Origin of the sequence: Bacillus sp. 17RED48 (genome assembly GCF_019837545.1) — a bacterium.
Lineage (GTDB): Bacteria > Bacillota > Bacilli > Bacillales > Bacillaceae_G > Bacillus_A > Bacillus_A wiedmannii.
The window spans coordinates 81,912-106,050 of sequence record NZ_JADAXG010000003.1 but is presented as its reverse complement, the minus strand read 5'-3'; the positions used below and the strand labels follow the sequence as shown (position 1 = coordinate 106,050).

The following is a 24,139-nucleotide window of genomic DNA, read 5'->3' as shown; positions in this document are numbered from 1 at the left end:
GTTATTCCACCTCCGTCTCCATAATCATTTCATTTTCTAAAATATTTCCTTCTTCTTGCATACCAAATTGTACATTTCGTTCGATCCATTTACGGCGAGGTTCTACTTTATCACCCATCAATGTCGTAACTCGGCGCTCCGCTCTTGATGCATCGTCAATTTTCACACGAATCAATGTACGTGTTTCAGGATTCATAGTTGTTTCCCATAATTGATCGGCATTCATTTCGCCAAGTCCTTTATAGCGCTGCAGCATGTAGCCTTTACCGACTTTTTTTGTTACACCATCTAATTCTTCATCAGACCATGCATACTCAATCACTTCACTCTTACCTTTTCCTTTACTTACTTTGTATAAAGGAGGAAGTGCAATAAATACTTTGCCAGCTTCGATAAGTGGTTTCATATATCTGTAGAAGAACGTTAGTAACAATACTTGAATGTGCGCACCATCTGTATCAGCATCGGTCATAATTACAACTTTATCGTAGTTAATATCTTCAACAGCGAATTCATTCCCTACACCACCGCCAATAGCGTAAATGATTGTATTAATCTCTTCATTTTTAAAGATATCAGCAAGTTTTGCTTTTTCTGTATTGATTACTTTACCACGTAACGGTAATACCGCTTGGAAACGTCGATCTCGACCTTGTTTCGCGGAACCGCCGGCAGAGTCACCCTCTACTAGGTACAGTTCATTTTTTTGCGGGTTACGTGATTGTGCTGGTGTTAACTTACCACTTAATGTACCTTCTGATTTCTTTTTCTTTTTACCAGTACGTGCTTCTTCTCTCGCTTTACGAGCAGCTTCACGTGCCTGCGCTGCTTTAACTGCCTTTCTCACAAGAAGTGTAGCAACATCCGGATTTTCTTCTAAAAAGTAAGCTAAATGCTCAGATACAATTGCATCAATTGAAGAACGAGCTTCACTTGTACCAAGTTTCCCTTTCGTTTGCCCTTCAAACTGAAGTACTTCTTCTGGTACACGTACAGAAACGATAGCCGCTACACCTTCACGAATATCTGTACCTTCTAAGTTTTTATCTTTTTCTTTTAATAACGATACTTTACGAGCATACTCATTGAACACACGCGTCATTGCTGTTTTAAATCCAGCTTCGTGTGTCCCCCCATCTTTTGTACGTACGTTATTTACAAACGAAAGAATGTTTTCTGAATAGCCATCGTTAAACTGGAATGCTAACTCTGCTTCAATTCCGTTTTGTTCACCAGTGAAGTATACAACCGGATGAATCGAATCTTTCTCTTCGTTTAAGTATGAAACGAAGGCTTCAATTCCTGTTTCATAATGAAAGACATCCTCTAAATCATTACGTTCATCTTTTATCGAGATTTTCATTCCTTTTAATAAGAATGCAGATTCACGTAATCTCTCACATAATGTTTCATAATTGTAATTTGTTGTACTGAAAATCGTTGTATCTGGTTTAAAATGTATTGTCGTACCAGACTCTTTCGTCTTCCCGATCTTCTCCAGTGTCGTTGCAGGAATACCACCATTTTCAAAGCGTTGTTCATAAATATTTCCGTCACGTTTAATCGTTACTACTAACCATTCTGACAAGGCATTTACAACTGATGCCCCAACACCGTGTAAACCACCACTCGTTTTGTAACCACCTTGACCAAACTTACCACCGGCATGAAGTACAGTTAAAATGACTTCAGGTGTAGGTTTCCCAAGTTTATGCATTCCCGTAGGCATCCCTCGCCCTTTATCTATAACGCTAATACTATTATCTTTATGTATTACGACAGAAATTTCGTCGCCAAATCCCGCTAACGCTTCATCAACGGAGTTATCTACTATTTCATATACTAAATGATGCAATCCACGGCTATCCGTACTCCCGATATACATACCCGGGCGTTTTCGAACGGCTTCAAGTCCTTCTAGCACTTGAATTGCATCTTCATTATATTGGAACTGATGCTTCGCCAAACTCCTTGCCCCTTTCCTAATCAAATCAGAACATATGTTTCTATTATAGAATAACGCCTCGACTATAGTTTTGGCAAGTTATCTTATCTCTTTTATATACCATTTTCAATAGAAAAATCCTTGTTTTTTCACAAGGATTCCTCTAGGCTACTATTTCAGAAAAATAATCGTTTGTCAACGAGAAATGGATATGTATGCCAAGATTATACATTCCAAACCTTTATCATGATCCAAATGATCAATATCCAAAATGGGATAACAAGTAACAATCCCCAAAAACAGCCTTTAAAAAATCTCATGATGAACACCTCGTTCATCGGCCCTACTTATTTATAACGAGGGCTGAATCAATCTTTCTCTCTTTAAAACCTATACTATTTTGTCATCGCATGTTCTACTTTAATGCAACGATCCATTATTACAGTATAGCCTGTTTCTTGCAAAAGTTTATATGTATCTTCATCTTGTACTCCTAATTGTGCCCAAAAAACATCTGCATCAATCTCTACAAACTCTTTCGCAACATCCATTAAAAATTCTGAACGGCGGAATACATTTACAATGTCCACATGTTCCTTAATATCCTTTAGTGAAGAAACTGCTTTTTCTCCAAGCACCTCATTTACTGTTGGGTTTACTGGAATAATGCGATACCCAGCATCTTGCATTGCTTTTGAAACCATATACGATGTACGTTCTGGCTTATCCGATAATCCAACAACTGCAATCGTTTTGCTTTTCTTTAATACTTCACCAATTTCCGTACGAGTTGGGTTTTCAATTGTCATAATTTATCCCTCCTATTCCTTTAGTATAGCCGATAAAGAAAGTCTCTTTCAATATGAAAGAGACTTTCTTTTATTTCAATTATTGATTCTTTGTAGCTGAATTATCTGCTAAAGTAGCTGTTTTCGTCATTTTTTGACCGTTACGATAGAATGTAACTTCTACTTTCTCGCCTACTTTTTTCTTTTCATATAAATATTTACGGAATTGAAGTGAATTTTCTACTTTTTGATCATCTAATGATACTACAATATCATATTGCTCTAAACCAGCTTTTTCTGCAGGTGATATTGGGTAAATTTTACCTAATACAACGCCGTTTGTTACTTCTTTCGGTACTTTCAATTGATTTACTGCATAAGCTTGCACATCTTCTAATGAAACGACACCTACTCCAAGAGCTGGACGTTTCACCACTCCGTCTTTTTCAAGTGATTCAATGACTGGCTTTGCAATATTAATTGGAATAGCAAATCCAATTCCTTCAACTTCTTGTTGTGCAATTTTACTTGAATTAATCCCAATTATTTCACCATTTTGGTTAAACAACGCACCACCACTATTACCTGGGTTAATTGCTGCATCTGTTTGAATAACTTGAGCATTCCAATCTGCACGCTTATCGCCATCAATATCTACTGGAATTTCACGTTCTTTGCTACTAATAATACCTTCCGTTACACTTCCATCAAACCCTAGTGGGTTACCAATTGCAATCGCTTTTTCACCCGCACGAAGTTTACTTGAATCACCTAAAGTGGCAACTTTATTTACATTAGATCCTTCAATTTCTACAACCGCTAAATCTAACCAAGGGTCTTTCCCTACAAGTTTTGCATCTACCTTTTTACCATCACTTAGTTTTACAGCAAGTTTATTCGCTCCATCTACTACATGATTGTTCGTTACAATATACGCTTTATTTCCTGCTTTTTTATAAATAACACCTGATCCTGAGCCAGCTTGTTGTTCTTGGCCTGTCGGTTGCATTGCAAATGGATCAACACTTTGTTGCATATTAATCACACCTACAACAACATCTTTCGCGCCTTCAATCATACCAGGTAAATCAGTTTCATTTTTTGCTTTATTGACCACAGGAACTACAGTACCTTCAACTTTTGAATCCGAACTGAATGATGATACAACCGCTCCATTATTTTGAGCCCATGGCATATATGGTGCCGCAAAACTAATTGTGACAGCCCCGACTACTGCTCCAACTAAACCTGTGAAAAAATATCCTTTTTTACTACCTGTTTTTTTCATTTCTCTCGTTTCACTATGCTCTTCATTCAAATTCGGTCCGTCGTAATATCCCATGTTTTATTTCCCCTCTCTGGTGAATTCGTACTTTCAGTATAGTCACAGTTTGTGTCCTTCTTGTGAACTCATCGTGAAATCCAATTAAAAAAATACGCTTATCTATCATTGTAGACAAGAAAAGTATTTTTTGTACATTCCACCTACAAAAGAGAGTATAAATTTGCTATACCCCAAAGCCAAAGCGCATAGTAAATTAAAGGTTATTCTTCAAATTTATAACCAACTCGAATAACAGTACCGATATGCTTCGCTTTATCTCCTAGCTTATTTCGTAGTTTTTTAATATGAGTATCAACCGTTCGGTCATCACCGTAGTAATCATATCCCCATAACTGATCTAATAAATGTTGACGTGACAACACAATTCCTTTGTTCTCCATTAAATAAACAAGAAGTTCAAATTCCTTATGTGTCAATATAATTTCTTCTCCATCGACTAAAACGGTTCTAGATAGACGATTCACTTCTATTCCAGCTAAAGACATAGCATTTTCTTCCGCTACTCCTACCACACCATCCGCACGTTTCAATAACGTCTTCGCACGAGCTACTAACACTTTCGGGCTGAAAGGTTTCGTTACATACTCATCTGCACCTAATTCGAACCCTAGTAATGTATCATCCTCATCCGAACGTGCTGTCAACATAATGATTGGTACTGCTGATTCTTTTCTAATTCGTCTACAAACAGACCATCCATCTATTTCTGGTAACATTATATCTAACATAATTAAATCAATTTCATGCTCTGCAAATAATTCTAACGCTATTTTTCCGTCTTCTGCTTCGATTACTTCAAAGCCTTCATTACGAAAATAATCACTAACGATTTCACGTAATCTTCTTTCATCTTCAACAAGTAATACTGTTTTATTCATATCATCTATCCCGCCTTTTTACTCTTTCAATCGAATAATACGTTGATTGGAGCTTCCGCGAAATGGAAGTGTTAAATCTTTTTTCTCGATTTCAAATCTTCCATCGACTAAAACATCCCCATAATGTAACAACTCTATCATATCATTATTTTGAGAACTCTGTATCTCTTCTAACGTATAACCTGTATACATCCAAAGATTTTTTTTCAAGTCTTTCACAGCTTTTGCTACTTTTTTCACTTCAGCTGCTTGAAAAAATGGATCTCCACCTGAAAATGTTACATCAGTTAATGTATTACTTGCAATCTCTTTCACAATTTCTTCTACTGTCATTTCAGTTCCATTACAAATATTCCACGATTTCGGATTATGGCAACCGAAACAACGATGCGGACAGCCCGCAAAAAACACGACTGTCCGCAATCCTTCCCCATCTACTACACTATCATGAATGATGTTCATCACTTTCATTTATGCTTCACCCGATCCATCTCTTCACTACGTTTCGCACTATTCCACTTCGACATATCTCCTACAAGATAACCTGTTATACGGCGAATTCTTTCTATATTAGCCTCGTCTCCATTTCCGCAGCTGGGGCATTCATTACCAATAACTCCGTGATAACTGCAGCATTTACAACGATCAACAGGATGATTAATTGAACCGTATCCAACGCCATGATCTGCCATCGCTCGTACAATTTGTTTTAATGCCTGTTTGTTATGCATAGCTGCTCCGTCTAGCTCAATATACGTAATATGTCCCCCGTTACATAGAGCATGGAAAGGTCCTTCTAAACGAATTTTATTTATCGCTTGAATGCTATAGTAAACTGGAATATGGAATGAATTCGTATAATAATTATGGTTCGTTATACCGCTAATCACACCAAATTCTTCTCTATCTTTTTTCACAAACTTCCCTGATAACCCTTCTGCAGGAGTTGCAATTACTGAGAAATTCAGTTCCTGTTCTTCCGTCGCTCTATCCATTCTAGCCCTCATAAAGGAAATGATTTCATACCCGAGTTTCCATGATTCTTCATCTTCTCCATGATGCTTTCCTGTTAAAGCTACTAAGCACTCCGCAAGACCGATAAAACCAAGACTTAACGTCCCTTGCTTTAAAATGGATGCTACAGAATCTTCAGGCTGTAACTTCTCTCCACCGCGCCATACACCTTGTGAATATAAAAATCGAAAATCTCTTGCTCGCTTCGTACATTGATACTCAAATCTCTCTAATAATTGCTTAATTCCTAAATCTAAGTAATAATTTAACGCTTCAAAAAATGCTTCTTTTGAACCACTAATTAACGCTAATTTCACTAAGTTAATAGACGTAAATGATAAATTGCCTCTTCCAATCGCTGTTTCTTCTCCATGTATGTTAGACATAACACGGGTACGACATCCCATATAACATACTTCACTTTCCGGTCGTCCGTCATAATGCACTGCATTAAATGGCGCATCTAAAAATGAAAAGTTAGGGAATAATCGTTCAGCCGTTGTCTCTAACGCTAATTCAAATAAATCATAGTTCGGATCACATTCTTCAAAGTTCACACCTTTTTTCATTTTAAAAATTTGAATCGGAAAAATTGGTGTTTCTCCTTTACCAAGACCAGCTTGTGTCGCTTTTAAAAGTTGTCTAACTAATAACCGTCCCTCTTTTGATGTGTCTGTTCCATAATTAATAGAAATAAACGGTACTTGTCCCCCGCCCCTACTGTGCATACTATTTGAATTATGAACGAAAGCTTCACACGCCTGATACGTATCATTTTCTGTTTCTTTCCATGCAAATTCTTCTATTTGTTCTTTCGTAAGCGGATATGACTCTAATCGTTTCTTATGTCTCGCTACTGTTTTTCTCACATATGGAGCTAAATCAATATCAAAGAGTGCAAATGATTGACCACCGTGCTGCATATTTTGATTCGCCTGAAAAATAATAGACGAAAGAGCCAATGCACTTTTAATGTCTTGCGGTTGTCTCATATGCCCATGTCCGGTATGAAAACCGTTCGCAAGCATTTGCGCTAACGGAATTTGCGAACAAGTCGTCGTTCCTGTCGCATAAAAATCTAAGTCATGTGGATATAATATATTTTGATCTATCGCTTTTTTCACTTGATCTGACAATAAATTTTCAACTGCATAATATTTCGCACTCTCTGATGCGAACGTTCCCATTACTCCCATCGGAGAGCGACCATCTACATTTGCATTTTCTTGCATTAAATCTTGCTCACTACCGTGGACAATCGTCTCAAACACTCTCATTAATTCTTCTCCACGTACATTTCGTTGTAACATTTATAACCCTCCACCAATATGTTGTTGTCTTTTGATTAAAATGTTACTACATATAGTCTTGGTGTTTCTGTGAGAAATGTAACATTCCTGTGAAATTTTTTTCACGAAATAATGAATTTTTCATTTACAAAAAAGAAATGTGCTCTTTACAAATGTATGGTACAATATACGGGAAAAACTCTTTTTACCCTTTATCAACACATTTGAATAAAGGAGACTGAACTTATGGTTACTACATATCTTTTATTTATCGTTGCCTACTTACTTGGCTCGATTCCATTCGCACTAGTCGTTGGAAAAATCGGCTACGGGATCGATATTCGTGAGCATGGAAGCGGTAATCTAGGCGGAACAAATACATTCCGCACACTAGGGAAAAAAGCAGGTTTTATCGTTACAATTGCTGACATTTTAAAAGGTACATTAGCAACAAGTCTACCGATTATTTTCGGATTAGATGTTCACCCACTATGGTTCGGATTAGCAGCTGTTCTTGGACATGTGTATCCGATTTTCGCGAAATTCCGTGGTGGTAAAGCTGTTGCAACTTCTGCTGGCGTGCTATTATGCTACTCTCCAATTGTTTTTGCAATATTAGCTGTTGTCTTTTTCAGCCTTTTATTTACATCAAGATACGTATCACTTTCTTCTATGGTAACAGCCGTCGTTGCTGTTATTGCATCCATTGTTAGCGGGGATAAAATCTTCATTATTGCGATGTGTTTATTAGCAGGTATGGTTATTTATAAACACCGTGCAAATATCGGACGAATTATAAATAAAACTGAACCGAAAGCAAACTTTTCAAAAAAGCAAAAATAAGATCGTAACCCACATAACGCAAAAAGAAAACGTGAAGCATATTAATAGCGTCTTTTTGCGTTATTTTTTATACTAAAGAAAAAGCAACATAATTTGGAGGAACTATACATGAATCTTTCCGTAACAAAAGAAGCAGCACAATGGTATAAAAACGAATTAAACTTACAATCGGGTGAAACACTACGCCTTTTCGTACAATACGGCGGTTGCAGTACTGTGCAAAAAGGACTTTCTTTAGGTATTCGTAAAGACGATCCTGCACATCCTGCTGTTCAAACACAAGAAGAAGGTATTAACTTCTTTATTGAAGGCGACGATGAGTGGTTCTTCGATGGACATAATTTAGCTGTTACATTTAACGACGGTGATGATTTCCCGCAATTTAATTATGAAAAATAAAAAAGCGTGGCTTCTGCCATGCTTTTTTATTTTTTCTTAATTTCCTCATATTTCGCATACCACTCTGGATATAACTTTTTAAATGATACGGGCCTGAACCCTTCTTTTTTCGCGCAAATATTCGTCGTACTTGCAGTAATACAAAGTTCACCTTCACCGTTATATATTTCATAACCATATACAACGCGAAGCGGACTAACAGTATCAATCCACGTTTTCACAATTGCTTTTTCTCCGTAACGCATCGCTTTACGATATGAAATTTGCAAATCTAATACAGGAGAAATAATTCCCTCTTTCTCCATTTCAACATATGAAAATCCTAAATCTTGTATAAGTTTCGTGCGACCTAGTTCAAGCCACACCAAATAGTTTGAATGGTAAACAACACCCATTTGATCTGTTTCCGCATAACGGATTTCAACTTCATGTTCTGCTACAAACATATGTATTCGCCTTCTTTCACTTCTGCTACCTTGCATACATTTAATCATAATACAGTGACATCAAAAATAAAATAAAAACAGTGAATCTTTTACTGAAAGGAGCAAGCATATGATTCAAATTGTAACTGTTCGTAGCGGTGATAGCGTATATAGCTTGGCATCAAAGTATGGATCAACACCTGACGAAATAGTAAAGGACAATGGACTAAATCCAGCTGAAACACTCGTTGTAGGTCAGGCACTGATCGTTAATACGAAAGGGAATAATTATTATGTACAGCCTGGCGATAGCCTATATCGAATCTCTCAAACATATAACGTACCTCTCGCTAGTTTAGCTAAAGTTAATAACTTATCTTTAAAATCCATTCTCCATGTTGGACAGCAATTATATATACCAAAAGGGACAAAACGCGCAGTAGAATCCATCGCTTATTTACAACCTTCAACAATACCAATAAAAGAAAGTTTGGTTAATGCTACGCGTGCCATTAATCCATTTTTAACATATTTGGCTTACTTCAGTTTCGAGGCAAAAAGAGATGGTACGTTAAAAGAACCAACTGAAACAGCTAAAATCGCTACTATTGCAACGCAAGGTAATACCATCCCGATGCTCGTTATTACAAATATTGAAAATGGAAATTTCAGTGCCGATCTAACATCGGTTATTTTACGCGATGCAACGATTCAAAACAAATTTATTACTAATATTTTGCAAACAGCTGAAAAATATGGCATGCGAGACATTCATTTTGATTTCGAGAGTGTGGCACCTGAAGATCGTGAAGCGTATAATCGTTTTTTACGAACTGTAAAAACACGCTTACCTAGCGGGTACACATTGAGTACAACGCTTGTACCGAAAACAAGTTCAAATCAAAAGGGCAAATTTTTCGAAGCTCACGATTATAAGGCACAAGGACAAATTGTTGATTTCGTCGTCATTATGACATACGACTGGGGTTGGCAAGGTGGGCCACCGATGGCTATTTCTCCTATCGGCCCTGTAAAAGAAGTACTTCAATACGCAAAATCTCAAATGCCTCCCAAAAAAATTATGATGGGGCAAAACTTATACGGATTCGATTGGAAACTTCCGTTCAAACAAGGCAATCCGCCTGCAAAAGCAATTAGCTCTGTCGCAGCTGTTGCACTAGCTCGTAAATACAATGTTCCTATCCGCTATGATTTCACAGCCCAAGCTCCTCATTTTAATTACTTTGACGAAAACGGCGTACAACACGAAGTTTGGTTTGAAGATTCACGGTCTGTTCAAAGCAAATTCAATTTAATGAAAGAACAAGGTATAGGCGGTATTAGTTACTGGAAGATTGGCTTACCATTTCCGCAAAATTGGCGTTTACTCGTTGAAAATTTTACGATTACGAAAAAGGGCTGACTTATGTCAGCCCTTTTTGACTATTAAAAATCCGTCACAAAAAGAAGAATGACAACATTCTTCCTTTTTAACCGTTATCAACAATCGGTTGTTTGCCTGTTTGGTCTTGCATTTGCTTTCCCTTATTGCCACCAGCTTTTTTTGATTGTGTTCCAATATGATTCGGTGCAAAGTCTTTTGAATTCTTTTTCGGATTACCCATTACTATCGCCTCCTTAACACTAGTATCGTACTAGTGTTAAGAATTATTCAGCTTGCTTAAAAAGTTGCATTTCATAACGTTTTTCAATACGCTCTTCAATGCGATCGATTGCATCACGATCACTTAATAATTGTTGTTTATTTTCTTTCACAAGTTCGTCAAATGATTTACGACGACTTCTTCTCATGCTGTTCACCCTCTCTCCTTCGCATTCTTACTATACATAGTATGAGCAAATGAAAAACTCTTTAATCAGATTTGCAAGAAAATTTTATGTTTTAGTACTCCTAAAAAAACTCCGTGTACAACTTCTTGTACACGGAGTTTTTTATACCATTATATTTAAATATTCTTTTAGCTTTTCATCTGCATTCATTTCACTTTGTTTATACTCACTTAGAGCTTGTAGTACGAAATCATACTGTCCTAAAATATAACTTTCTAATTTCAGGACATCCTCTAAGCTATTAAGCATAATTCTCGTATTACCAACTTCACTTTTTAACGCCGGTTCACAATTTAAACTCGTACATATTTCTTTCACATCATCTTCTAATATCTCTGTTAATACGTATTTCTTTCGCCCTTTTACTTTTATTCTCATAACTGGATAAAAAGCTTTTATATCTAAATAACTTCCTACATTCATGCAACGAACCCATTCGATATCACGTTTATTGCGTACAAGTATCTTTTTTACTGCCTCATATACTGCTGTTTCATCAAGTACTTCCGTATTCGATTTTCTTTTTTCTCCTTCTTCAATAGATGAACATTTTTGATAAACAGCTGCACAAGTAATACAATCATCAAACGCATTATGAGAACTTAAACGAATTCCAAGCATTCGCTTTAACGTTTCAAGTTTATGATTAGGCGCGTGCTTCATATATTTCTTTGCTAAAAAAACAGTATCAATCACTTTATTTTTAGGTTCAGGCAGCCCAAGCATATTTACATTACTTTTTAAAAAACGCATATCAAAAGATGCATTATGAGCGACAATAACATTTGTATGTAAAAATGCTAAAAATAAAGGTAATACTTCTTCAATCGTCGGTGCATCTGAAACACGATAATTTGTAATACCTGTTAAACTCGTTATTCGGTCCGGAATTGAACGCTCTGGATTCACATAGGAAACAAATTGATCTACTAGTTCATGATTACGATATTTCACTGCTGCAACTTGAATAATTTTATCATTATAAGGGTTAAATCCTGTTGTTTCAAAATCAATTACAACATAATCTAACGGTAAGGATATATTCCCCACTCCAAACACTCCTTTACCTCTAAACGTTTATATTTCTTTTATCATAACATGCTGCTATCACTACGTGAAAAAGAAAAGGCAGAAATGGTAACTTTCCACCTCTACCTTTTCACCGTTATTTTAATTTAGCAATCCGTTTCTCCATCTCTTTTTGCGTCATCGGTCCAATGAACTTATCTTGAATGACACCTTTCGTATCTATAAAATACGAAGTTGGGATCGTAATTACTTTATACGCTGTTGTCACATCAATGTTCTTGTCCAATAAAATCGGAAAAGTAATTCCTTTTTCCTTAGCAAAATTGCTTACCTTTTCTACTCCCCCGCCCTTTTCTGAAGGCGTATAATTTATTGCTAAAATTTCTACATTTTCTTTATGTTCTTTATAGAAAGCCTCCATATCCGGCATTTCTTGCTGGCAAGGTCCACACCACGTTGCCCAAAAGTTTAAAATCACTTTCTTTCCTTTTAAATCCGATAACTTTACATTCGTTCCATCTAACTTCGTTAATTCAAAGTTTGGCGCACTCTTCCCTATTTCGATACCATTACTTGCAATCATCTCTTTCATAGCAGCTTCACTTTTTTCTTGCTCCCCTTGTACCGCCTGATCTTTTTTACCAAATTGTTCATAAGCTGCATATCCCGCTAAACAAAGTAACACTACAATAATCGTAAGCTTCCGCCACATTTTATATCACCCTAACGTATTTATCTTCTTATTAACCTAATTACCCAAATACTATATACCTTATTTTAGCTTATACGGACGAGCTTGGAAATATTCACAGTCGAAATAATTAGAATGTTCTTATTTTAAGTGAAATTTTTTCCTTTTTATCATATAATTAGAAAAACAAATGAAGTGTTGCTTATCTTCTTATGGACCCATTCACCTTTTTACTCTCGTAGTTATAAACCTACAACAAAAGGGGGATTTTTTATGAATTCATTCGAAAAAACAACATTATATATTCTTAGTTTTCTTTTATACCCAGTCGGTATTATTACATGGATCATTTCACTCTTTAGTAAAGACCTTGAAAAAAAGAAAGTAGGGCGTATTTGTCTCTACGTCTCTCTAGTCTCATTCGTCCTTTTCTTAATTCTTGGAATTGCCACTTTCCTTACGACCACTACCTTTAACGTTGATCTGAATCATTCAGAATCTATCGAGTATCAAATAAATGATGCTGAATAAAGATAAGAGCAGTACTCTTATCTTTATTCACATCACTTGCAAAACGAATGACTATTTATTAATTTTTTAGGACTTCCACATGCAACAATACGTCCTTCTTTCATTATGACAACACGATCTGCTAGTATCGCTTTCTCTACATCATGTGTTGCCACAATTCTCGTGACCTCTCTTCCTAATCCTTCTATCATATTCCAAATAGTTTCTTGGTTGCTCGGATCTAATCCCGCAGTTGGTTCATCTAAAATAATAAGATTCGGATTTGAAACAATGGCACGTAATAATGCAAGACGTTTTCTTTCCCCTCCCGAAAACTCTTCACCGCTTTTATGTAGTACAGTTTGAACCCCTTCCGATAAACCTCTAATTATCGGCTTCACATTTACAAGCTCAATATTTTTTTCTAACTGGTTTTCTAAACACTTTTCCTCGAAATACATATTCTCTTTTACTGTCGTCCGAAAGAAACGAGGTTCTTGCCACACTGTAGTCATACGAGCCTCATCACCATAATAAACAATGTTACCATTAGATGGTTTATACAACCCTGTCATTAATTTTAAAAGCGTTGTTTTTCCTGCGCCACTTTCTCCTACAATAATAACGAATTCACCTGGATTAATTTGCAAATCAATATTATGAATTCTGCATTTCTCTTCATCATTCTCCTGAAATGAAACATTTGTTACTGTCATCCCCATCCCTCTTTCTACCTTACTATCTGCCACTCGTTTATCTAAAAAGGAAAAAATTCTATTTGCCGAAGCGACTGCAACTTGTGTCATCATTAATAAATCGCCAACGTAACGGACTGGAAAAAAGAGCATTTCAATTGTGGCTAACACTGCAACAAGTGAACCAACTTCCATTTCTCCCTTCATTATTTTCTGCGCGCCCATAATGAGAACAACGATATATGCTCCTGTTTCAATCACTGTTCCAACTACTCCAATGCAGTGTTGCATCATCGTCTTCTTTACTTCCGATTTATAAGACTGTGCCGTTACTCCTTTAAATAATCGAATGGCCCATTTTTCTTTTTGTAAACTCCGTAAATCTTGTGCTCCTTTTACAAACTGTGACACCATCACTACAACACTTGATTGATTTTTTTGAGCAATGCTTGCAATATTTCTTACCTTTTTCCCCATCAACATTGGAACCGTTGCACTTAAAAATAAAAACGGAGTTACCCACAATATGAACTTTATATCTATATGTTTTAGTGCTATAAACGCACCTATAAATTGCGCAATGGCGTGTATATATTCTATTAATATAGAACCATATAATCTGACCCAGTTTGGAATATCAGACACAACTAACGTCTCTAACTCTCCTCCCTTAATCTGCTCACTCTCTTCAAACGGTAATACGAGAAAATGACGCATTACATCTATACGCTTCCTTCGCAATATTCGTTGACTTGCTTTGGAGCTTATATAATCAAATGAAAGATTGTTCACCCACATCAACAAGCGGCTAGCTGCAAACAAAGTAATGTAAGGATACACTCCCTTTAGCTCTCATTGAATAAGGTTATCTACAATTAGCCCCATGAATAGTGGACGGGATAAATTTAAAATAGCTGCAAAAATCCCACTACATATAGCAGCTATTACTAATAATTTTTCTTTCTGTAACGGTAACAATATTCTTTTATATTCTTTCATGATGTTCCCTCCATTTTTATAGTAAAAAGAAAGGGATGAAACCAATTGGTTTCATCCCTTTTCATAAAATAAGGAAGCTAACAGTTGTTAGCTTCCTTATCGTTCATTTCAATTATTTAGTTCGACACTTTTGACTCTTCAATTTTCTCACGAAGAACCATTTGTAGAATACCACCGTGACGGTAGTAGTCAATTTCTACTTCACTATCGAAACGAGCTACTACTTCAAATTGTTTTTCGTTGCCATCTGCATCAGTTGCAACTACTTTTACAAGATCGCGTGGTCTAACTGTTTTGTCAATTTGAATTTCAAATGACTCGTTACCAACAAGGCCTAATGTTTCAGCGCTTTCGCCATCTTTAAATTGAAGTGGTAATACGCCCATTAATACTAGGTTACTACGGTGAATACGCTCGAAGCTTTCTGCGATTACTGCTTTAATACCTAATAAGTTTGTACCTTTCGCAGCCCAGTCACGAGAACTTCCCATACCGTAATCTTTACCAGCAACAACTAGAAGACCTGTGCCATCTTCTTTATATTTCATAGCAGCTTCATAGATTGATGTTACTTCACCAGTTGGCCAATATGTTGTGTATCCGCCTTCTGTTCCTGGTGCGATTTGGTTTTTAATACGGATGTTCGCGAATGTACCACGCATCATAACTTCGTGGTTACCACGACGAGAACCGTAAGAGTTAAAGTCAACTGGTTGTACGCCGTTTTCTAATAAGTAGCGTCCAGCTGGTGTATGCTTACCAATTGAACCTGCTGGTGAAATATGGTCTGTCGTTACAGAATCTCCAAATTTACCAACTATGCGTAAATCTGATAATGTTTCAACTTCACCTGGTTCTTTAGATAATCCTTCAAAGAACGGTGGGTTTTGAATATAAGTTGAATCATTATCCCAAGTATATAAAGCTTCGTTTGAAGTTTGGATTTCATTCCAACGCTCATTGCTGTTAAATACTTGTGCATATTCTTTCTTGAACAGTTCAGATGTAACAACGCTTTGAACTACATCTTCAATTTCTTTAGCTGATGGCCAAATGTCGTTGAAGTAAACAGCATTGCCATTTGCATCTTTACCGATTGCATCATTTTTCAGGTCAATATCAACAGTACCTGCAAGTGCATATGCCACAACAAGTGGTGGTGATGCTAAGTAGTTTGCTTTTACAAGTGGATGAATACGACCTTCAAAGTTACGGTTACCAGATAAAACAGATGTTACTAATAAATCGTTTGCTGCGATTGCTTCTTCTAATTCCTCTGCTAACGGACCAGAGTTACCGATACAAGTCGTACAACCGTAACCAACTGTTTGGAAACCTAATTGATCTAAATATGTTGTTAAACCTGATTTATCTAAGTACTCAGTAACAACTTTAGATCCTGGTGCTAATGATGTTTTTACGTACTCAGGTACTACAAGCCCTTTTTCAATTGCTTTCTTCGCAACTAGACCTGCCCCAATTAATACGTATGGGTTTGATGTATTTGTACAGCTTGTAATTGCAGCGATTGCAATTGCACCTGTCTTCATCGTTACTTCTTTATCTTCTAATGTAACCTTCACTTCTTTATCGAACTCTTGCTCATTAAATCCAAGTCCTTGTGTTCCAACTGGTGCTAAAACAGCTTTATGGAACGCATCTTTCATATCTGAAAGTGGAATTAAATCTTGTGGGCGTTTCGGTCCAGAAAGGTTAGATTCGATTGTATTTAAATCAATTTCAACAAGATCAGTGTAAATTGGATCTTTGCTGTCTGCTGTATAGAATAAACCATTTGCTTTACAGTATTCTTCAACAATGCGAATTTGCTCTTCATCTCTACCTGTTAAACGTAAGTATTCTAATGAAATATCGTCAATTGGGAAGAATCCACAAGTTGCACCGTATTCTGGTGCCATGTTTGAAATTGTTGCACGGTCAGCTAAAGGCATGCTCTTTAGTCCATTACCGAAGAACTCAACGAATTTACCAACTACACCTTTTTGACGTAATACTTGTGTTACTTTTAATGCAACATCAGTTGCTGTAGTACCACTTGGAAGTGTACCAGTTAATTTCACACCAATTACTTCAGGTACTGGGAAGTATGAAGGCTGTCCAAGCATTCCTGCTTCTGCTTCAATACCACCAACGCCCCATCCAAGAACGCCGATACCGTTAATCATTGTTGTATGTGAGTCTGTTCCAACTAATGAATCTGGGTATGCAACTAAATCACCTTCAGCATTTTTCACAGCATGAACAACTGGTGCTAAATATTCAAGGTTTACTTGGTGTACAATACCTGTAGCTGGTGGCACTGCGCGATAGTTATCAAATGATTTTTGTGCCCAGCTTAAAAATTTATAACGTTCTTCATTGCGTTTAAACTCTAAGTCCATGTTGAATGCAAGCGCGTCTGCCGTACCCGCTCTATCAACCTGTACAGAGTGGTCAATTACAAGGTCTACAGTAATTTCTGGATTAATTTTATCAGGATCCCCGCCCATATCTGCCATTGCTTTACGAAGCGAAGCCAAATCTACAACGGCTGGAACACCAGTGAAATCTTGTAAAATTACACGAGATGGTTTAAATGGAACATCGATATCTTGCACATCTTTCGTTCCCCATTTCGCTAAATTTGTAACATGTTCTTCTGTAATTACACGTCCGTCTACTTGACGAAGTACGGATTCAAGTAAAACTTTCACGGAATATGGTAATTGAGATACGTTGCCAACCCCTGCGTTTTCAAGCGCTTTCAAATCATAATAATGATACGTTTTTTCATCTACTTCAAAAGTTGCACGTGATTGAAATGGATTATGTTTGACCATTATGTTTCCCCCCTGTTAAACGTGACTAAGTTGTCTGAATATAAAATGTAGACAAACTTTTCAATACCTTACGATAATATCTTATTACAACTTTCTAAATAAGTAAATAATAAGAAACTTATAGATTATCATAAGTTTTCTTTATGTTTCTAAATTTGAATAGTGTTCACGCTCCTTATGAATACTATTACCATAAAGTAAAGTGCTCTATTAGTGCTTTACTTACAGTTCATACATACTATGAACTGCTCATCATTCAACATACAAAAAAGTTATAGAGGTGAAATAAAATGGGTAAAAGAAAAGCAAATCATACTATTTCAGGAATGAATGCTGCATCTGCACAAGGACAAGCAACTGGTTACAATGAAGAATTTGCAAACGAGCCTTTAACTCCAGCAGAGCGACAAAATAATAAAAAACGTAAAAAGAACCAGTAACGAAAAATCCCAAAAGGTCCATTTTCCTTTTGGGATTCTTTCTAATGTTTATAACGTAGTAATTCCGAAACCGTTACAAATCGATAGCCTTGCTTTTTCAGCTCAGGTAAAATTTTTGCTAATGCTGCTACTGTTTGACTACGATCATTTCCTCCATCATGTAACAATACGATATCTCCACTTTTAGCATGTTTCACTACATGATTTACAATGGATTCAACCCCTGGATTTGCCCAATCACGCGGGTCTTGATGCCACGACCATAGAACCGTTTGATAACCCGCTTCTTTCGCGGTTTTAAATACAGCATCGTTAATATATCCGCCAGGAGGACGGAATAGTAAAGGTTCTTTCACCCATTTTTTAAAATATTTCTTTCCATCTAAAATATCATTTTCTAATTTTTCATCTGATGAATTACTCGCATACAAATGGTTCATCGTATGATTTCCAATTTCATGTCCCTCTTTTAACACTTGTTTCACTAAATATGGATTACGCTGCACTCGAAATCCAATCATAAAAAAAGTCGCTTCTGCTTTATATTGACGTAATAAATGTAAAACTTGTGTTGTATAAGTCGGATCTGGTCCATCATCAAATGTAATGGCAATAACCTTTTCATTATTAGGTACTTCCCATGTCACATAGCCAGTTGGTTCCAGCTCTTTTCTGAGCAACATTTTCGCTTCCACTTTTTCAACTTGAAATATATGTACTGCGCATAATAAAGAAAAAACGAATAGAAAAATTTTCTGTTTTCGCATAATGTTCATTGAAGTAATAAGGTTGTCGAATACACAACAACCTCATTTACTTTTCTAATTGATCTACATTTCGAATAATGTTTTGGAGATTATTTTCGTATTGCTCAAGTTGTGGGCGTTGTGTTTCCGAAGCTACTTCTAACGCATTTTGAATCTGTTCATACGCCTCCTGAACTTCTTGGCGTAACTCTTTTAAATCATGACCGTAGTTTGGATCATTTTTTACAATGTTGTTAAATGCATGTTCTGCTTGTGTAACCCCTTGCTGCGCTGCTTGAAAAGCTTGTTGTTTATCTTTATGATATGGCATTATATAATCCCCTTTCCATAATAGTTAGTCCCATTTATCTTTACCTTTTTTTCTAAAAACATTCTCGTATAAATTTGCAAACTTCTCTCATTCTAAAGAGAAAGAGGAGGTGTCACATACAATGGGAAAAAACAATCGTGAAGCGAAAGAAAAAAAAGGACAACCTGAACCATTAAGCGGATCTCATAAAGTAAAAAACCGTAACCATTCACGCCAAAAAAATCATGCACATCATGATATGTAAAACAAAAGGCTCACACTAGCTACCTTTATCACATACAATGTTTATATTTTTACATTTATTCTTCACCCCTACTTCATTCATGCATAACATAGTATGAATTGAGATTTTACGGAGGGTGTCTTACATGGGCAAGAAAAAGAAGGATTGTCTTTTTCATGTTGATGGTTTCGAAGAATGGATGGATCAATTTTGTTCTGATTCTTGTAGTAACTTTAGTTTCCCAAATCAAATTCATATTGACCTTTGCGAAACTGAACAAGAATACATTTTGGAAACAGATGTACTAAATGTATCCGAACAAAATGTAGTCATTAAAAAGATGGAGACAGGCCTAAACATTTGCATACTTCATAATAATAGTTCTTTACAGCGGATCATTCCTTTACCCGCTACTATTATTTATAAGAAGATGCTAGCCTGCTTAGAGAATGGATATTTAGCCATTCATATTTCCAAAAACGAAGTTGCTAATAAACATGAAGAAAAAGTTCTTTTTCAAATTGAGAATTAAAATAAAGTAAAACTTTAACCAATGGGAGTTTTACTGCCCGTTAATAGCGGGATAAATACAAAAATAAGCCCCAGTCATCTGCTGGGGCTTATTTTATTTCGCATGTAATTCTAAATTACAATTTCTATCATGCTTTTTTTTCAATAAACCTTTTGTAACTAAAAGTACAGGAAATGCTACAGTTGAAAATATAGCTAATGCTGAAAATACTACAAACCCATTTTGATATCCGTAATAATCGAGAAGTACGCCCCCAAGCCATGGACCAATTACTGCTCCAATTCCTGAGAATCCCATCGCTCCAAAATATGTTCCTTTTAAATGCGAAACAGCTATATCATCTATAAACACATCCGTCATTGAAAACATGAGAACTTCTCCAATTGTAAAAATAATTGTGCAGACGGCAGCACCTAGCGTAGATTCTACTATTCCAAACCCAAACAATCCTCCGCTCACAAATAAGGTTCCCACCATAATAGATACTAACGGTGTATACTTTTTACATATTTGAATAACAGGGTATTGAATTACGACTACAACAATCGCATTTAAAGCTAACATATACGAAAACAATGTCACTCCATCCTGAAATATATGCGCATTTGCAAAATATTGAGATACTGTTGTCGTTAAGTGAGAAAAACCACAATTACTCAAAATAATACCAACTAATGCAACTAAAAATACGACATCCTTTCGCAATATACGAACTGCATTCAACATTGTGACAGGCTTTTTTGTATTTACTTTCTTTTTTTCAATTGGATACTTCTTAAATTGGAACGCTAATATAGCTGTATATAGAATATATACTCCAGCTGCTACTAAAAAAGGAATTGTTGATTTTGCGCTTCCAATCTGTAATCCGACAAGAGGACCAATCGCCACTCCAACATTGATTGCACCGTAACGCAAATTATATACGAGTAAACGATACTCTGGTTTCGTTAAATCTGATAATAATGCTCTTGAAGTCGGTTCAAAAAAAGACCGACATAATCCATTCAGAGCATTTAATAAAAAGAAACTTAAAACATGATTTGCAAACGAAAAGCCTATAAATACAAACACCCAAACAATCATGGACCATATTATAATCATGTTTCGACCGAATCGATCCGATAAATTCCCTCCAATAAAACTAGCAAACACTCCAACAAGTGCACTCGTTCCGATAATAGCACCCGTCATTCCAGCTGATACACCTTTAACAGTCGTTAAATAAATTGCTAAAAAAGGAATGCTCATTGACGTGGCGAACCTCGCAAATAAAGTCCCTATTATAATTGTCATTCCTAACGGATGAATATTTTGTAACTTCCCCTTCATCACTAAACCTACTCTCCCCGTTCTTACATAAAAAAAGAAAGCAAAGGATCTGCTTTCTCTTCCCTTTTTATACTTGAGCTGTTGATACTCGAGCTGTTCTCGTTATATCCATATCTATGCCATATGTAAACTGTAATTCTTTACAAACATCTTTAATTAAAATTGTGACATTATACTTCTCATTAAATTGTAAAACGATATTTTCTACTTCTTCATATGTATACTTATATTCCCCTGTAATGACACTTTTTAAATCAAAGCATTCATTTATACAAAGTTGCACAAGTAGCTGGTCATATTTCTCTATTACATCTTCTTTCTTCCACAGTAACTCTTTTACATATAACCGATCAAACTTCACACTTTCTCGATTACAATCCGTTAAAATCCGGGTCATTTCATTTAATTCTCGATACAATTCAGAAATATTTTTGCTTAAACTAAGAAGTTTATCTACGCCGTTTTCATATAACATATTCATTCCACCCCCGCATTTTCTTTTTCTTATTATAGCAAGAAAATTCTAAAAATAGTTTCTTTCTTCTGAAATATTAGGAAACTAATTTCAATTGCTTTACAATGAAACTAGTGAACGCGAAAGGGGAAAGAAAATTGGAGCAAAAATTATATTACACTGACGCTTATAAGCAAGACTTTACTACAAAAATTATAAAGCAAGATTATGATAAAGACGGTAACTTATACGTCGTTTTAAACGAGACCGCATTTTATCCGACAGATGGCGGACAACCGCATGATACTGGCACATTAAATGATATCGATGTAATCAATGTAGAAGAGATACATGGGGAAATTCGTCACTTCATTGTAGAAAAATTACATACAGAAGAAGTAGAAGGTAAAATCAATTGGGAGCGCCGTTTTGATCATATGCAGCAACATGCGGCTCAGCACATTTTATCTGCTGCTTTTTGGGACCATTTTAACATACCTACGATTGGATTCCACCTTGGTAAAGAAACGGTAACAATTGATTTAGAAATAGAAAATCTTCATACAGAAACGGTTGAAAAAGCAATAAACATTGCCAACAAAATTGTTTTCGAAAACCATCAAATCCATATCGAGTGGATGAACTTAGAAAAAGCGAAAACATTCCCCCTTCGTAAAGAACCGACTATAACAGAAAATATACGTGTTGTTATAATTGAGAACTTCGACTACAACGGCTGTGGCGGAACGCATCCGAAACGTACAGGTGAAGTAGGTCCTATTCAAGTACTAGGGTGGGAGCGCAATAAAGGTGGCATACGATTAACATTTATCGCTGGTTGGCGCACACTAAATTTAATGGGCAAACAACAACAAATTATGAAAGATGTTTCTAAACAATTAAACAGTAGCGAGAGTGATATCCCAGCAAAAGTAGCACAACTTCTTACTTCTCAAAAAGAAAATGAAAAAGCAATACAAACAATGAATGAAAAATTATTATTTGCAGAGGCAAATGAACTACTTCAACAGCCTTTAAAAATACACGCTGGCATACTTATTTCTAAAGTATTTACAAATCGTTCTATGCAAGAAATCGCAAAGCTTTCTGCTAGTATTACAGAACAACAAGAGCATGCCATTACATATTTCGTTATCGAAAATGATGACAAACTACAATGCATTCTCGCTTGCGGAAAAACAGTCACACTTGATATGAACGCACTTTTAAAAGATTCTCTTCCTGCAATTGAGGGAAAAGGTGGCGGAAATAAAAAGAGTGCGCGCGGCGGCGGGAAAGCGCTTATGACTGGGGACGAGTTTTTAAATCAACTTATTTCTTCTATACAGTCAGCAGTGTAAAACATGTTTATGAAGGATAGCTAACTGCTATCCTTCAACTATATTTACAGGCCTATATTTTGTTTCAAGCCTTGATAACTCCCTGCACTTGCAAAACCTTCACTTATAAGAGTGATAAAAGTTTCCGAAAAACCATATTGACTTAAATCTTTAATCGGTACCATTTGCACATCATGAATCGGATTATGATCAAACTCGTTAGAAGGTAGCGTAATTTCACCTTCAATCTTTTCAAGCAGAAACGTAATATGCAATAAAGATGGGCTAGCATCCGGTTTATCACAAACATAGAGTAGCTTCTTAATTTTAACTTCTAACCCTGTTTCTTCTCTCATTTCTCGACTCATCGCTTCTTCTAACGTTTCACCATTCTCTACCCTTCCCCCAGGTAAAGACCAATTGCGACTAGCAACTTTTTGCTTTACTAGCAATACTTTTTCATCTTCAATTAAAATTCCCGTAACACGAACTTGCATTACATTTTCCATATGTAATCCCCTCTTCCCATTATATTTACAAATTAATCCTTCCACAAAAAGAACATACGTTTTATAATTAAAGAAAATTTTGGAAGAAAGAAGTTGTTACATCTATGCGTCCACCCTTAACAAAACCTATATCACTTGAAGATTTCCAAAACTATTATTGGTTAAAAGCAGAACTCCAAACATTTTGCCGTGAGCATGGTTTGCCAGCTAGTGGCTCTAAGATTGAAATAACTGAGCGTATCTCACATTATTTAACTACTGGTAAAATATTAAAAAACAGCTCTGGTCAAAAGGTGAGTAAAGCTTCTCTCTCTTATAAAGAACTTTCTCTTCAAACGATTATTACTAACAAGCACCGCTGTAGCGAAGATGTTCGTGTTTTTTTCAAAGAAAAAATCGGAGCAAACTTCCGCTTTACAGTAGCTCTCCAAAAATTTTTTAAAGAGAATGTCGGAAAAACATATGAAGACGCGATAACGTTTTGGTATGAAGAAAACGAACGAAAAAAAGATCCTATTAATAAAACAACTATCAGCGCACAGTTTGAATACAATCGCTTTACTCGCGACTTTTTCGAAGATCCAAATAACAAAGGGAAATCAAAAACTGATGCTATCGCTGCTTGGAATGAAATAAAAGCAAAACCTGGTAGCAATGCTTATGTTCCTCAAAAGTAGAAAACTAGTTCTTT

Annotated in this window: 26 protein-coding genes and 1 pseudogene; 9 read left to right on the top strand and 18 right to left on the bottom strand. The window is 36.0% G+C overall.

What is annotated here, in order from left to right; all coding sequences use genetic code 11:
* Position 1 precedes the first annotated feature (1 nt).
* From parE to ILT06_RS13455, 6 genes are all read right to left on the bottom strand, one after another.
* On the bottom strand, positions 2–1,966 hold the full coding sequence (gene parE, locus ILT06_RS13480; protein ID WP_001062190.1) for a DNA topoisomerase IV subunit B: 1,965 nt from the start codon (positions 1,964–1,966) through the stop codon (positions 2–4).
* A gap of 374 nt (positions 1,967–2,340) precedes the next feature.
* Complete coding sequence (locus ILT06_RS13475; RefSeq protein WP_000151395.1) at positions 2,341–2,754, bottom strand: CoA-binding protein; 414 nt, start codon at positions 2,752–2,754, stop codon at positions 2,341–2,343.
* Between the two features lie 79 nt (positions 2,755–2,833).
* A complete protein-coding gene (locus ILT06_RS13470; RefSeq protein ID WP_064476977.1) occupies positions 2,834–4,075 on the bottom strand; it encodes a S1C family serine protease in 1,242 nt (413 codons plus the stop codon).
* A 203-nt stretch (positions 4,076–4,278) separates the two neighbouring features.
* Complete coding sequence (locus tag ILT06_RS13465) at positions 4,279–4,956, bottom strand: response regulator transcription factor (RefSeq protein WP_001044675.1); 678 nt, start codon at positions 4,954–4,956, stop codon at positions 4,279–4,281.
* An 18-nt stretch (positions 4,957–4,974) separates the two neighbouring features.
* The gene (gene nrdG / locus ILT06_RS13460) at positions 4,975–5,427 is read right to left on the bottom strand and encodes an anaerobic ribonucleoside-triphosphate reductase activating protein (protein ID WP_000867065.1); all 453 of its coding nucleotides are present in this window, start codon (positions 5,425–5,427) and stop codon (positions 4,975–4,977) included.
* Positions 5,424–7,280, bottom strand: coding sequence for an anaerobic ribonucleoside triphosphate reductase (locus ILT06_RS13455; protein ID WP_064476978.1), 1,857 nt, complete (start codon positions 7,278–7,280; stop codon positions 5,424–5,426). Before ILT06_RS13455 ends, nrdG begins: the two co-directional genes overlap by 4 nt.
* Before the next feature lie 225 nt (positions 7,281–7,505).
* Between ILT06_RS13455 and plsY the strand changes: the two genes are divergently transcribed.
* Both plsY and ILT06_RS13445 read left to right on the top strand, forming a co-directional pair.
* Positions 7,506–8,102 (top strand): glycerol-3-phosphate 1-O-acyltransferase PlsY, encoded by a 597-nt coding sequence (gene plsY, locus ILT06_RS13450; protein WP_088047033.1) that lies wholly within the window; start codon positions 7,506–7,508, stop codon positions 8,100–8,102.
* Positions 8,103–8,210: 108 nt separating this feature from the next.
* Positions 8,211–8,501 carry a HesB/YadR/YfhF family protein gene (locus tag ILT06_RS13445; protein WP_001054448.1) on the top strand — a complete coding sequence of 97 codons (291 nt, stop codon included), beginning with the start codon at positions 8,211–8,213 and terminating at the stop codon, positions 8,499–8,501.
* Positions 8,502–8,527: 26 nt separating this feature from the next.
* Here ILT06_RS13445 and ILT06_RS13440 read toward each other — a convergent pair whose 3' ends face one another.
* Positions 8,528–8,947 (bottom strand): acyl-CoA thioesterase, encoded by a 420-nt coding sequence (locus ILT06_RS13440; RefSeq protein WP_000495804.1) that lies wholly within the window; start codon positions 8,945–8,947, stop codon positions 8,528–8,530.
* A gap of 109 nt (positions 8,948–9,056) precedes the next feature.
* On the opposite strand from ILT06_RS13440, the gene ILT06_RS13435 reads away from it, so the two are divergent.
* Entirely contained in the window at positions 9,057–10,349 is a 1,293-nt protein-coding gene (locus ILT06_RS13435; RefSeq protein ID WP_088047032.1) for a glycoside hydrolase family 18 protein, read from the top strand.
* A gap of 67 nt (positions 10,350–10,416) precedes the next feature.
* Here ILT06_RS13435 and sspN read toward each other — a convergent pair whose 3' ends face one another.
* The 4 genes from sspN to ILT06_RS13415 all read right to left on the bottom strand — a co-directional run bounded on the left by sspN (position 10,417) and on the right by ILT06_RS13415 (position 12,518).
* Positions 10,417–10,551 carry an acid-soluble spore protein SspN gene (gene sspN / locus ILT06_RS13430; RefSeq protein WP_000527987.1) on the bottom strand — a complete coding sequence of 45 codons (135 nt, stop codon included), beginning with the start codon at positions 10,549–10,551 and terminating at the stop codon, positions 10,417–10,419.
* A gap of 43 nt (positions 10,552–10,594) precedes the next feature.
* Positions 10,595–10,738 carry an FbpB family small basic protein gene (locus ILT06_RS13425; RefSeq protein ID WP_001254698.1) on the bottom strand — a complete coding sequence of 48 codons (144 nt, stop codon included), beginning with the start codon at positions 10,736–10,738 and terminating at the stop codon, positions 10,595–10,597.
* 141 nt (positions 10,739–10,879) lie between these two features.
* A complete protein-coding gene (locus ILT06_RS13420) occupies positions 10,880–11,827 on the bottom strand; it encodes a 3'-5' exonuclease (protein ID WP_088047031.1) in 948 nt (315 codons plus the stop codon).
* Positions 11,828–11,942: 115 nt separating this feature from the next.
* Complete coding sequence (locus tag ILT06_RS13415; protein ID WP_000269060.1) at positions 11,943–12,518, bottom strand: TlpA family protein disulfide reductase; 576 nt, start codon at positions 12,516–12,518, stop codon at positions 11,943–11,945.
* Between the two features lie 252 nt (positions 12,519–12,770).
* Here ILT06_RS13415 and ILT06_RS13410 point away from each other — a divergent pair, with 252 nt between their 5' ends.
* A complete protein-coding gene (locus tag ILT06_RS13410; protein ID WP_064476981.1) occupies positions 12,771–13,028 on the top strand; it encodes a hypothetical protein in 258 nt (85 codons plus the stop codon).
* A gap of 32 nt (positions 13,029–13,060) precedes the next feature.
* Here the strand turns inward: ILT06_RS13410 and ILT06_RS13405 are convergent.
* Positions 13,061–14,701 (bottom strand): annotated as a pseudogene (locus ILT06_RS13405) (ABC transporter ATP-binding protein).
* A 116-nt stretch (positions 14,702–14,817) separates the two neighbouring features.
* Entirely contained in the window at positions 14,818–17,541 is a 2,724-nt protein-coding gene (gene acnA / locus ILT06_RS13400; RefSeq protein WP_064476982.1) for an aconitate hydratase AcnA, read from the bottom strand.
* Between the two features lie 290 nt (positions 17,542–17,831).
* On the opposite strand from acnA, the gene sspO reads away from it, so the two are divergent.
* Positions 17,832–17,981, top strand: coding sequence for a small acid-soluble spore protein O (sspO, locus tag ILT06_RS13395; RefSeq protein ID WP_000518050.1), 150 nt, complete (start codon positions 17,832–17,834; stop codon positions 17,979–17,981).
* A 41-nt stretch (positions 17,982–18,022) separates the two neighbouring features.
* On the opposite strand, the gene pdaB is transcribed toward sspO, so the two are convergent.
* Positions 18,023–18,748: a polysaccharide deacetylase family sporulation protein PdaB gene (gene pdaB / locus ILT06_RS13390; RefSeq protein WP_098102376.1), complete on the bottom strand. Its 726-nt coding sequence runs from the start codon at positions 18,746–18,748 to the stop codon at positions 18,023–18,025.
* Positions 18,749–18,794: 46 nt separating this feature from the next.
* Complete coding sequence (locus ILT06_RS13385) at positions 18,795–19,058, bottom strand: hypothetical protein (protein WP_064476983.1); 264 nt, start codon at positions 19,056–19,058, stop codon at positions 18,795–18,797.
* Positions 19,059–19,179: 121 nt separating this feature from the next.
* On the opposite strand from ILT06_RS13385, the gene ILT06_RS13380 reads away from it, so the two are divergent.
* Both ILT06_RS13380 and ILT06_RS13375 read left to right on the top strand, forming a co-directional pair.
* Positions 19,180–19,302 carry a small acid-soluble spore protein P gene (locus ILT06_RS13380; protein ID WP_000517650.1) on the top strand — a complete coding sequence of 41 codons (123 nt, stop codon included), beginning with the start codon at positions 19,180–19,182 and terminating at the stop codon, positions 19,300–19,302.
* A gap of 124 nt (positions 19,303–19,426) precedes the next feature.
* Entirely contained in the window at positions 19,427–19,813 is a 387-nt protein-coding gene (locus ILT06_RS13375) for an Hsp20/alpha crystallin family protein (RefSeq protein WP_064476984.1), read from the top strand.
* A 93-nt stretch (positions 19,814–19,906) separates the two neighbouring features.
* Here ILT06_RS13375 and ILT06_RS13370 read toward each other — a convergent pair whose 3' ends face one another.
* Positions 19,907–21,145, bottom strand: a complete 1,239-nt coding sequence (locus tag ILT06_RS13370) for an MDR family MFS transporter (protein ID WP_064477046.1) — start codon at positions 21,143–21,145, stop codon at positions 19,907–19,909.
* 67 nt (positions 21,146–21,212) lie between these two features.
* Positions 21,213–21,620, bottom strand: coding sequence for a hypothetical protein (locus ILT06_RS13365; RefSeq protein ID WP_064476985.1), 408 nt, complete (start codon positions 21,618–21,620; stop codon positions 21,213–21,215).
* A 137-nt stretch (positions 21,621–21,757) separates the two neighbouring features.
* On the opposite strand from ILT06_RS13365, the gene ILT06_RS13360 reads away from it, so the two are divergent.
* A complete protein-coding gene (locus ILT06_RS13360; RefSeq protein WP_179866069.1) occupies positions 21,758–22,960 on the top strand; it encodes an alanyl-tRNA editing protein in 1,203 nt (400 codons plus the stop codon).
* A 44-nt stretch (positions 22,961–23,004) separates the two neighbouring features.
* Here ILT06_RS13360 and ILT06_RS13355 read toward each other — a convergent pair whose 3' ends face one another.
* On the bottom strand, positions 23,005–23,448 hold the full coding sequence (locus ILT06_RS13355) for an NUDIX hydrolase (RefSeq protein ID WP_064476987.1): 444 nt from the start codon (positions 23,446–23,448) through the stop codon (positions 23,005–23,007).
* Between the two features lie 104 nt (positions 23,449–23,552).
* Between ILT06_RS13355 and ILT06_RS13350 the strand changes: the two genes are divergently transcribed.
* Positions 23,553–24,125 carry a DUF6434 domain-containing protein gene (locus ILT06_RS13350; protein ID WP_064476988.1) on the top strand — a complete coding sequence of 191 codons (573 nt, stop codon included), beginning with the start codon at positions 23,553–23,555 and terminating at the stop codon, positions 24,123–24,125.
* Positions 24,126–24,139 lie beyond the last annotated feature (14 nt).

Bases quoted from the DNA above. Each gene is read 5' to 3' on its own strand.
- ILT06_RS13475 (WP_000151395.1), bottom strand. From the start codon at position 2,754: ATGACAATTGAAAACCCAACTCGTACGGAAATTGGTGAAGTATTAAAG.
- ILT06_RS13470 (WP_064476977.1), bottom strand. From the start codon at position 4,075: ATGGGATATTACGACGGACCGAATTTGAATGAAGAGCATAGTGAAACG.
- ILT06_RS13465 (WP_001044675.1), bottom strand. From the start codon at position 4,956: ATGAATAAAACAGTATTACTTGTTGAAGATGAAAGAAGATTACGTGAA.
- nrdG (WP_000867065.1), bottom strand. From the start codon at position 5,427: ATGAAAGTGATGAACATCATTCATGATAGTGTAGTAGATGGGGAAGGA.
- ILT06_RS13455 (WP_064476978.1), bottom strand. From the start codon at position 7,280: ATGTTACAACGAAATGTACGTGGAGAAGAATTAATGAGAGTGTTTGAG.
- plsY (WP_088047033.1), top strand. From the start codon at position 7,506: ATGGTTACTACATATCTTTTATTTATCGTTGCCTACTTACTTGGCTCG.
- ILT06_RS13445 (WP_001054448.1), top strand. From the start codon at position 8,211: ATGAATCTTTCCGTAACAAAAGAAGCAGCACAATGGTATAAAAACGAA.
- ILT06_RS13440 (WP_000495804.1), bottom strand. From the start codon at position 8,947: ATGTTTGTAGCAGAACATGAAGTTGAAATCCGTTATGCGGAAACAGAT.
- ILT06_RS13435 (WP_088047032.1), top strand. From the start codon at position 9,057: ATGATTCAAATTGTAACTGTTCGTAGCGGTGATAGCGTATATAGCTTG.
- sspN (WP_000527987.1), bottom strand. From the start codon at position 10,551: ATGGGTAATCCGAAAAAGAATTCAAAAGACTTTGCACCGAATCATATT.
- ILT06_RS13425 (WP_001254698.1), bottom strand. From the start codon at position 10,738: ATGAGAAGAAGTCGTCGTAAATCATTTGACGAACTTGTGAAAGAAAAT.
- ILT06_RS13415 (WP_000269060.1), bottom strand. From the start codon at position 12,518: ATGTGGCGGAAGCTTACGATTATTGTAGTGTTACTTTGTTTAGCGGGA.
- ILT06_RS13410 (WP_064476981.1), top strand. From the start codon at position 12,771: ATGAATTCATTCGAAAAAACAACATTATATATTCTTAGTTTTCTTTTA.
- acnA (WP_064476982.1), bottom strand. From the start codon at position 17,541: ATGGTCAAACATAATCCATTTCAATCACGTGCAACTTTTGAAGTAGAT.
- sspO (WP_000518050.1), top strand. From the start codon at position 17,832: ATGGGTAAAAGAAAAGCAAATCATACTATTTCAGGAATGAATGCTGCA.
- pdaB (WP_098102376.1), bottom strand. From the start codon at position 18,748: ATGCGAAAACAGAAAATTTTTCTATTCGTTTTTTCTTTATTATGCGCA.
- ILT06_RS13385 (WP_064476983.1), bottom strand. From the start codon at position 19,058: ATGCCATATCATAAAGATAAACAACAAGCTTTTCAAGCAGCGCAGCAA.
- ILT06_RS13380 (WP_000517650.1), top strand. From the start codon at position 19,180: ATGGGAAAAAACAATCGTGAAGCGAAAGAAAAAAAAGGACAACCTGAA.
- ILT06_RS13375 (WP_064476984.1), top strand. From the start codon at position 19,427: ATGGGCAAGAAAAAGAAGGATTGTCTTTTTCATGTTGATGGTTTCGAA.
- ILT06_RS13370 (WP_064477046.1), bottom strand. From the start codon at position 21,145: ATGAAGGGGAAGTTACAAAATATTCATCCGTTAGGAATGACAATTATA.
- ILT06_RS13365 (WP_064476985.1), bottom strand. From the start codon at position 21,620: ATGTTATATGAAAACGGCGTAGATAAACTTCTTAGTTTAAGCAAAAAT.
- ILT06_RS13355 (WP_064476987.1), bottom strand. From the start codon at position 23,448: ATGGAAAATGTAATGCAAGTTCGTGTTACGGGAATTTTAATTGAAGAT.
- ILT06_RS13350 (WP_064476988.1), top strand. From the start codon at position 23,553: ATGCGTCCACCCTTAACAAAACCTATATCACTTGAAGATTTCCAAAAC.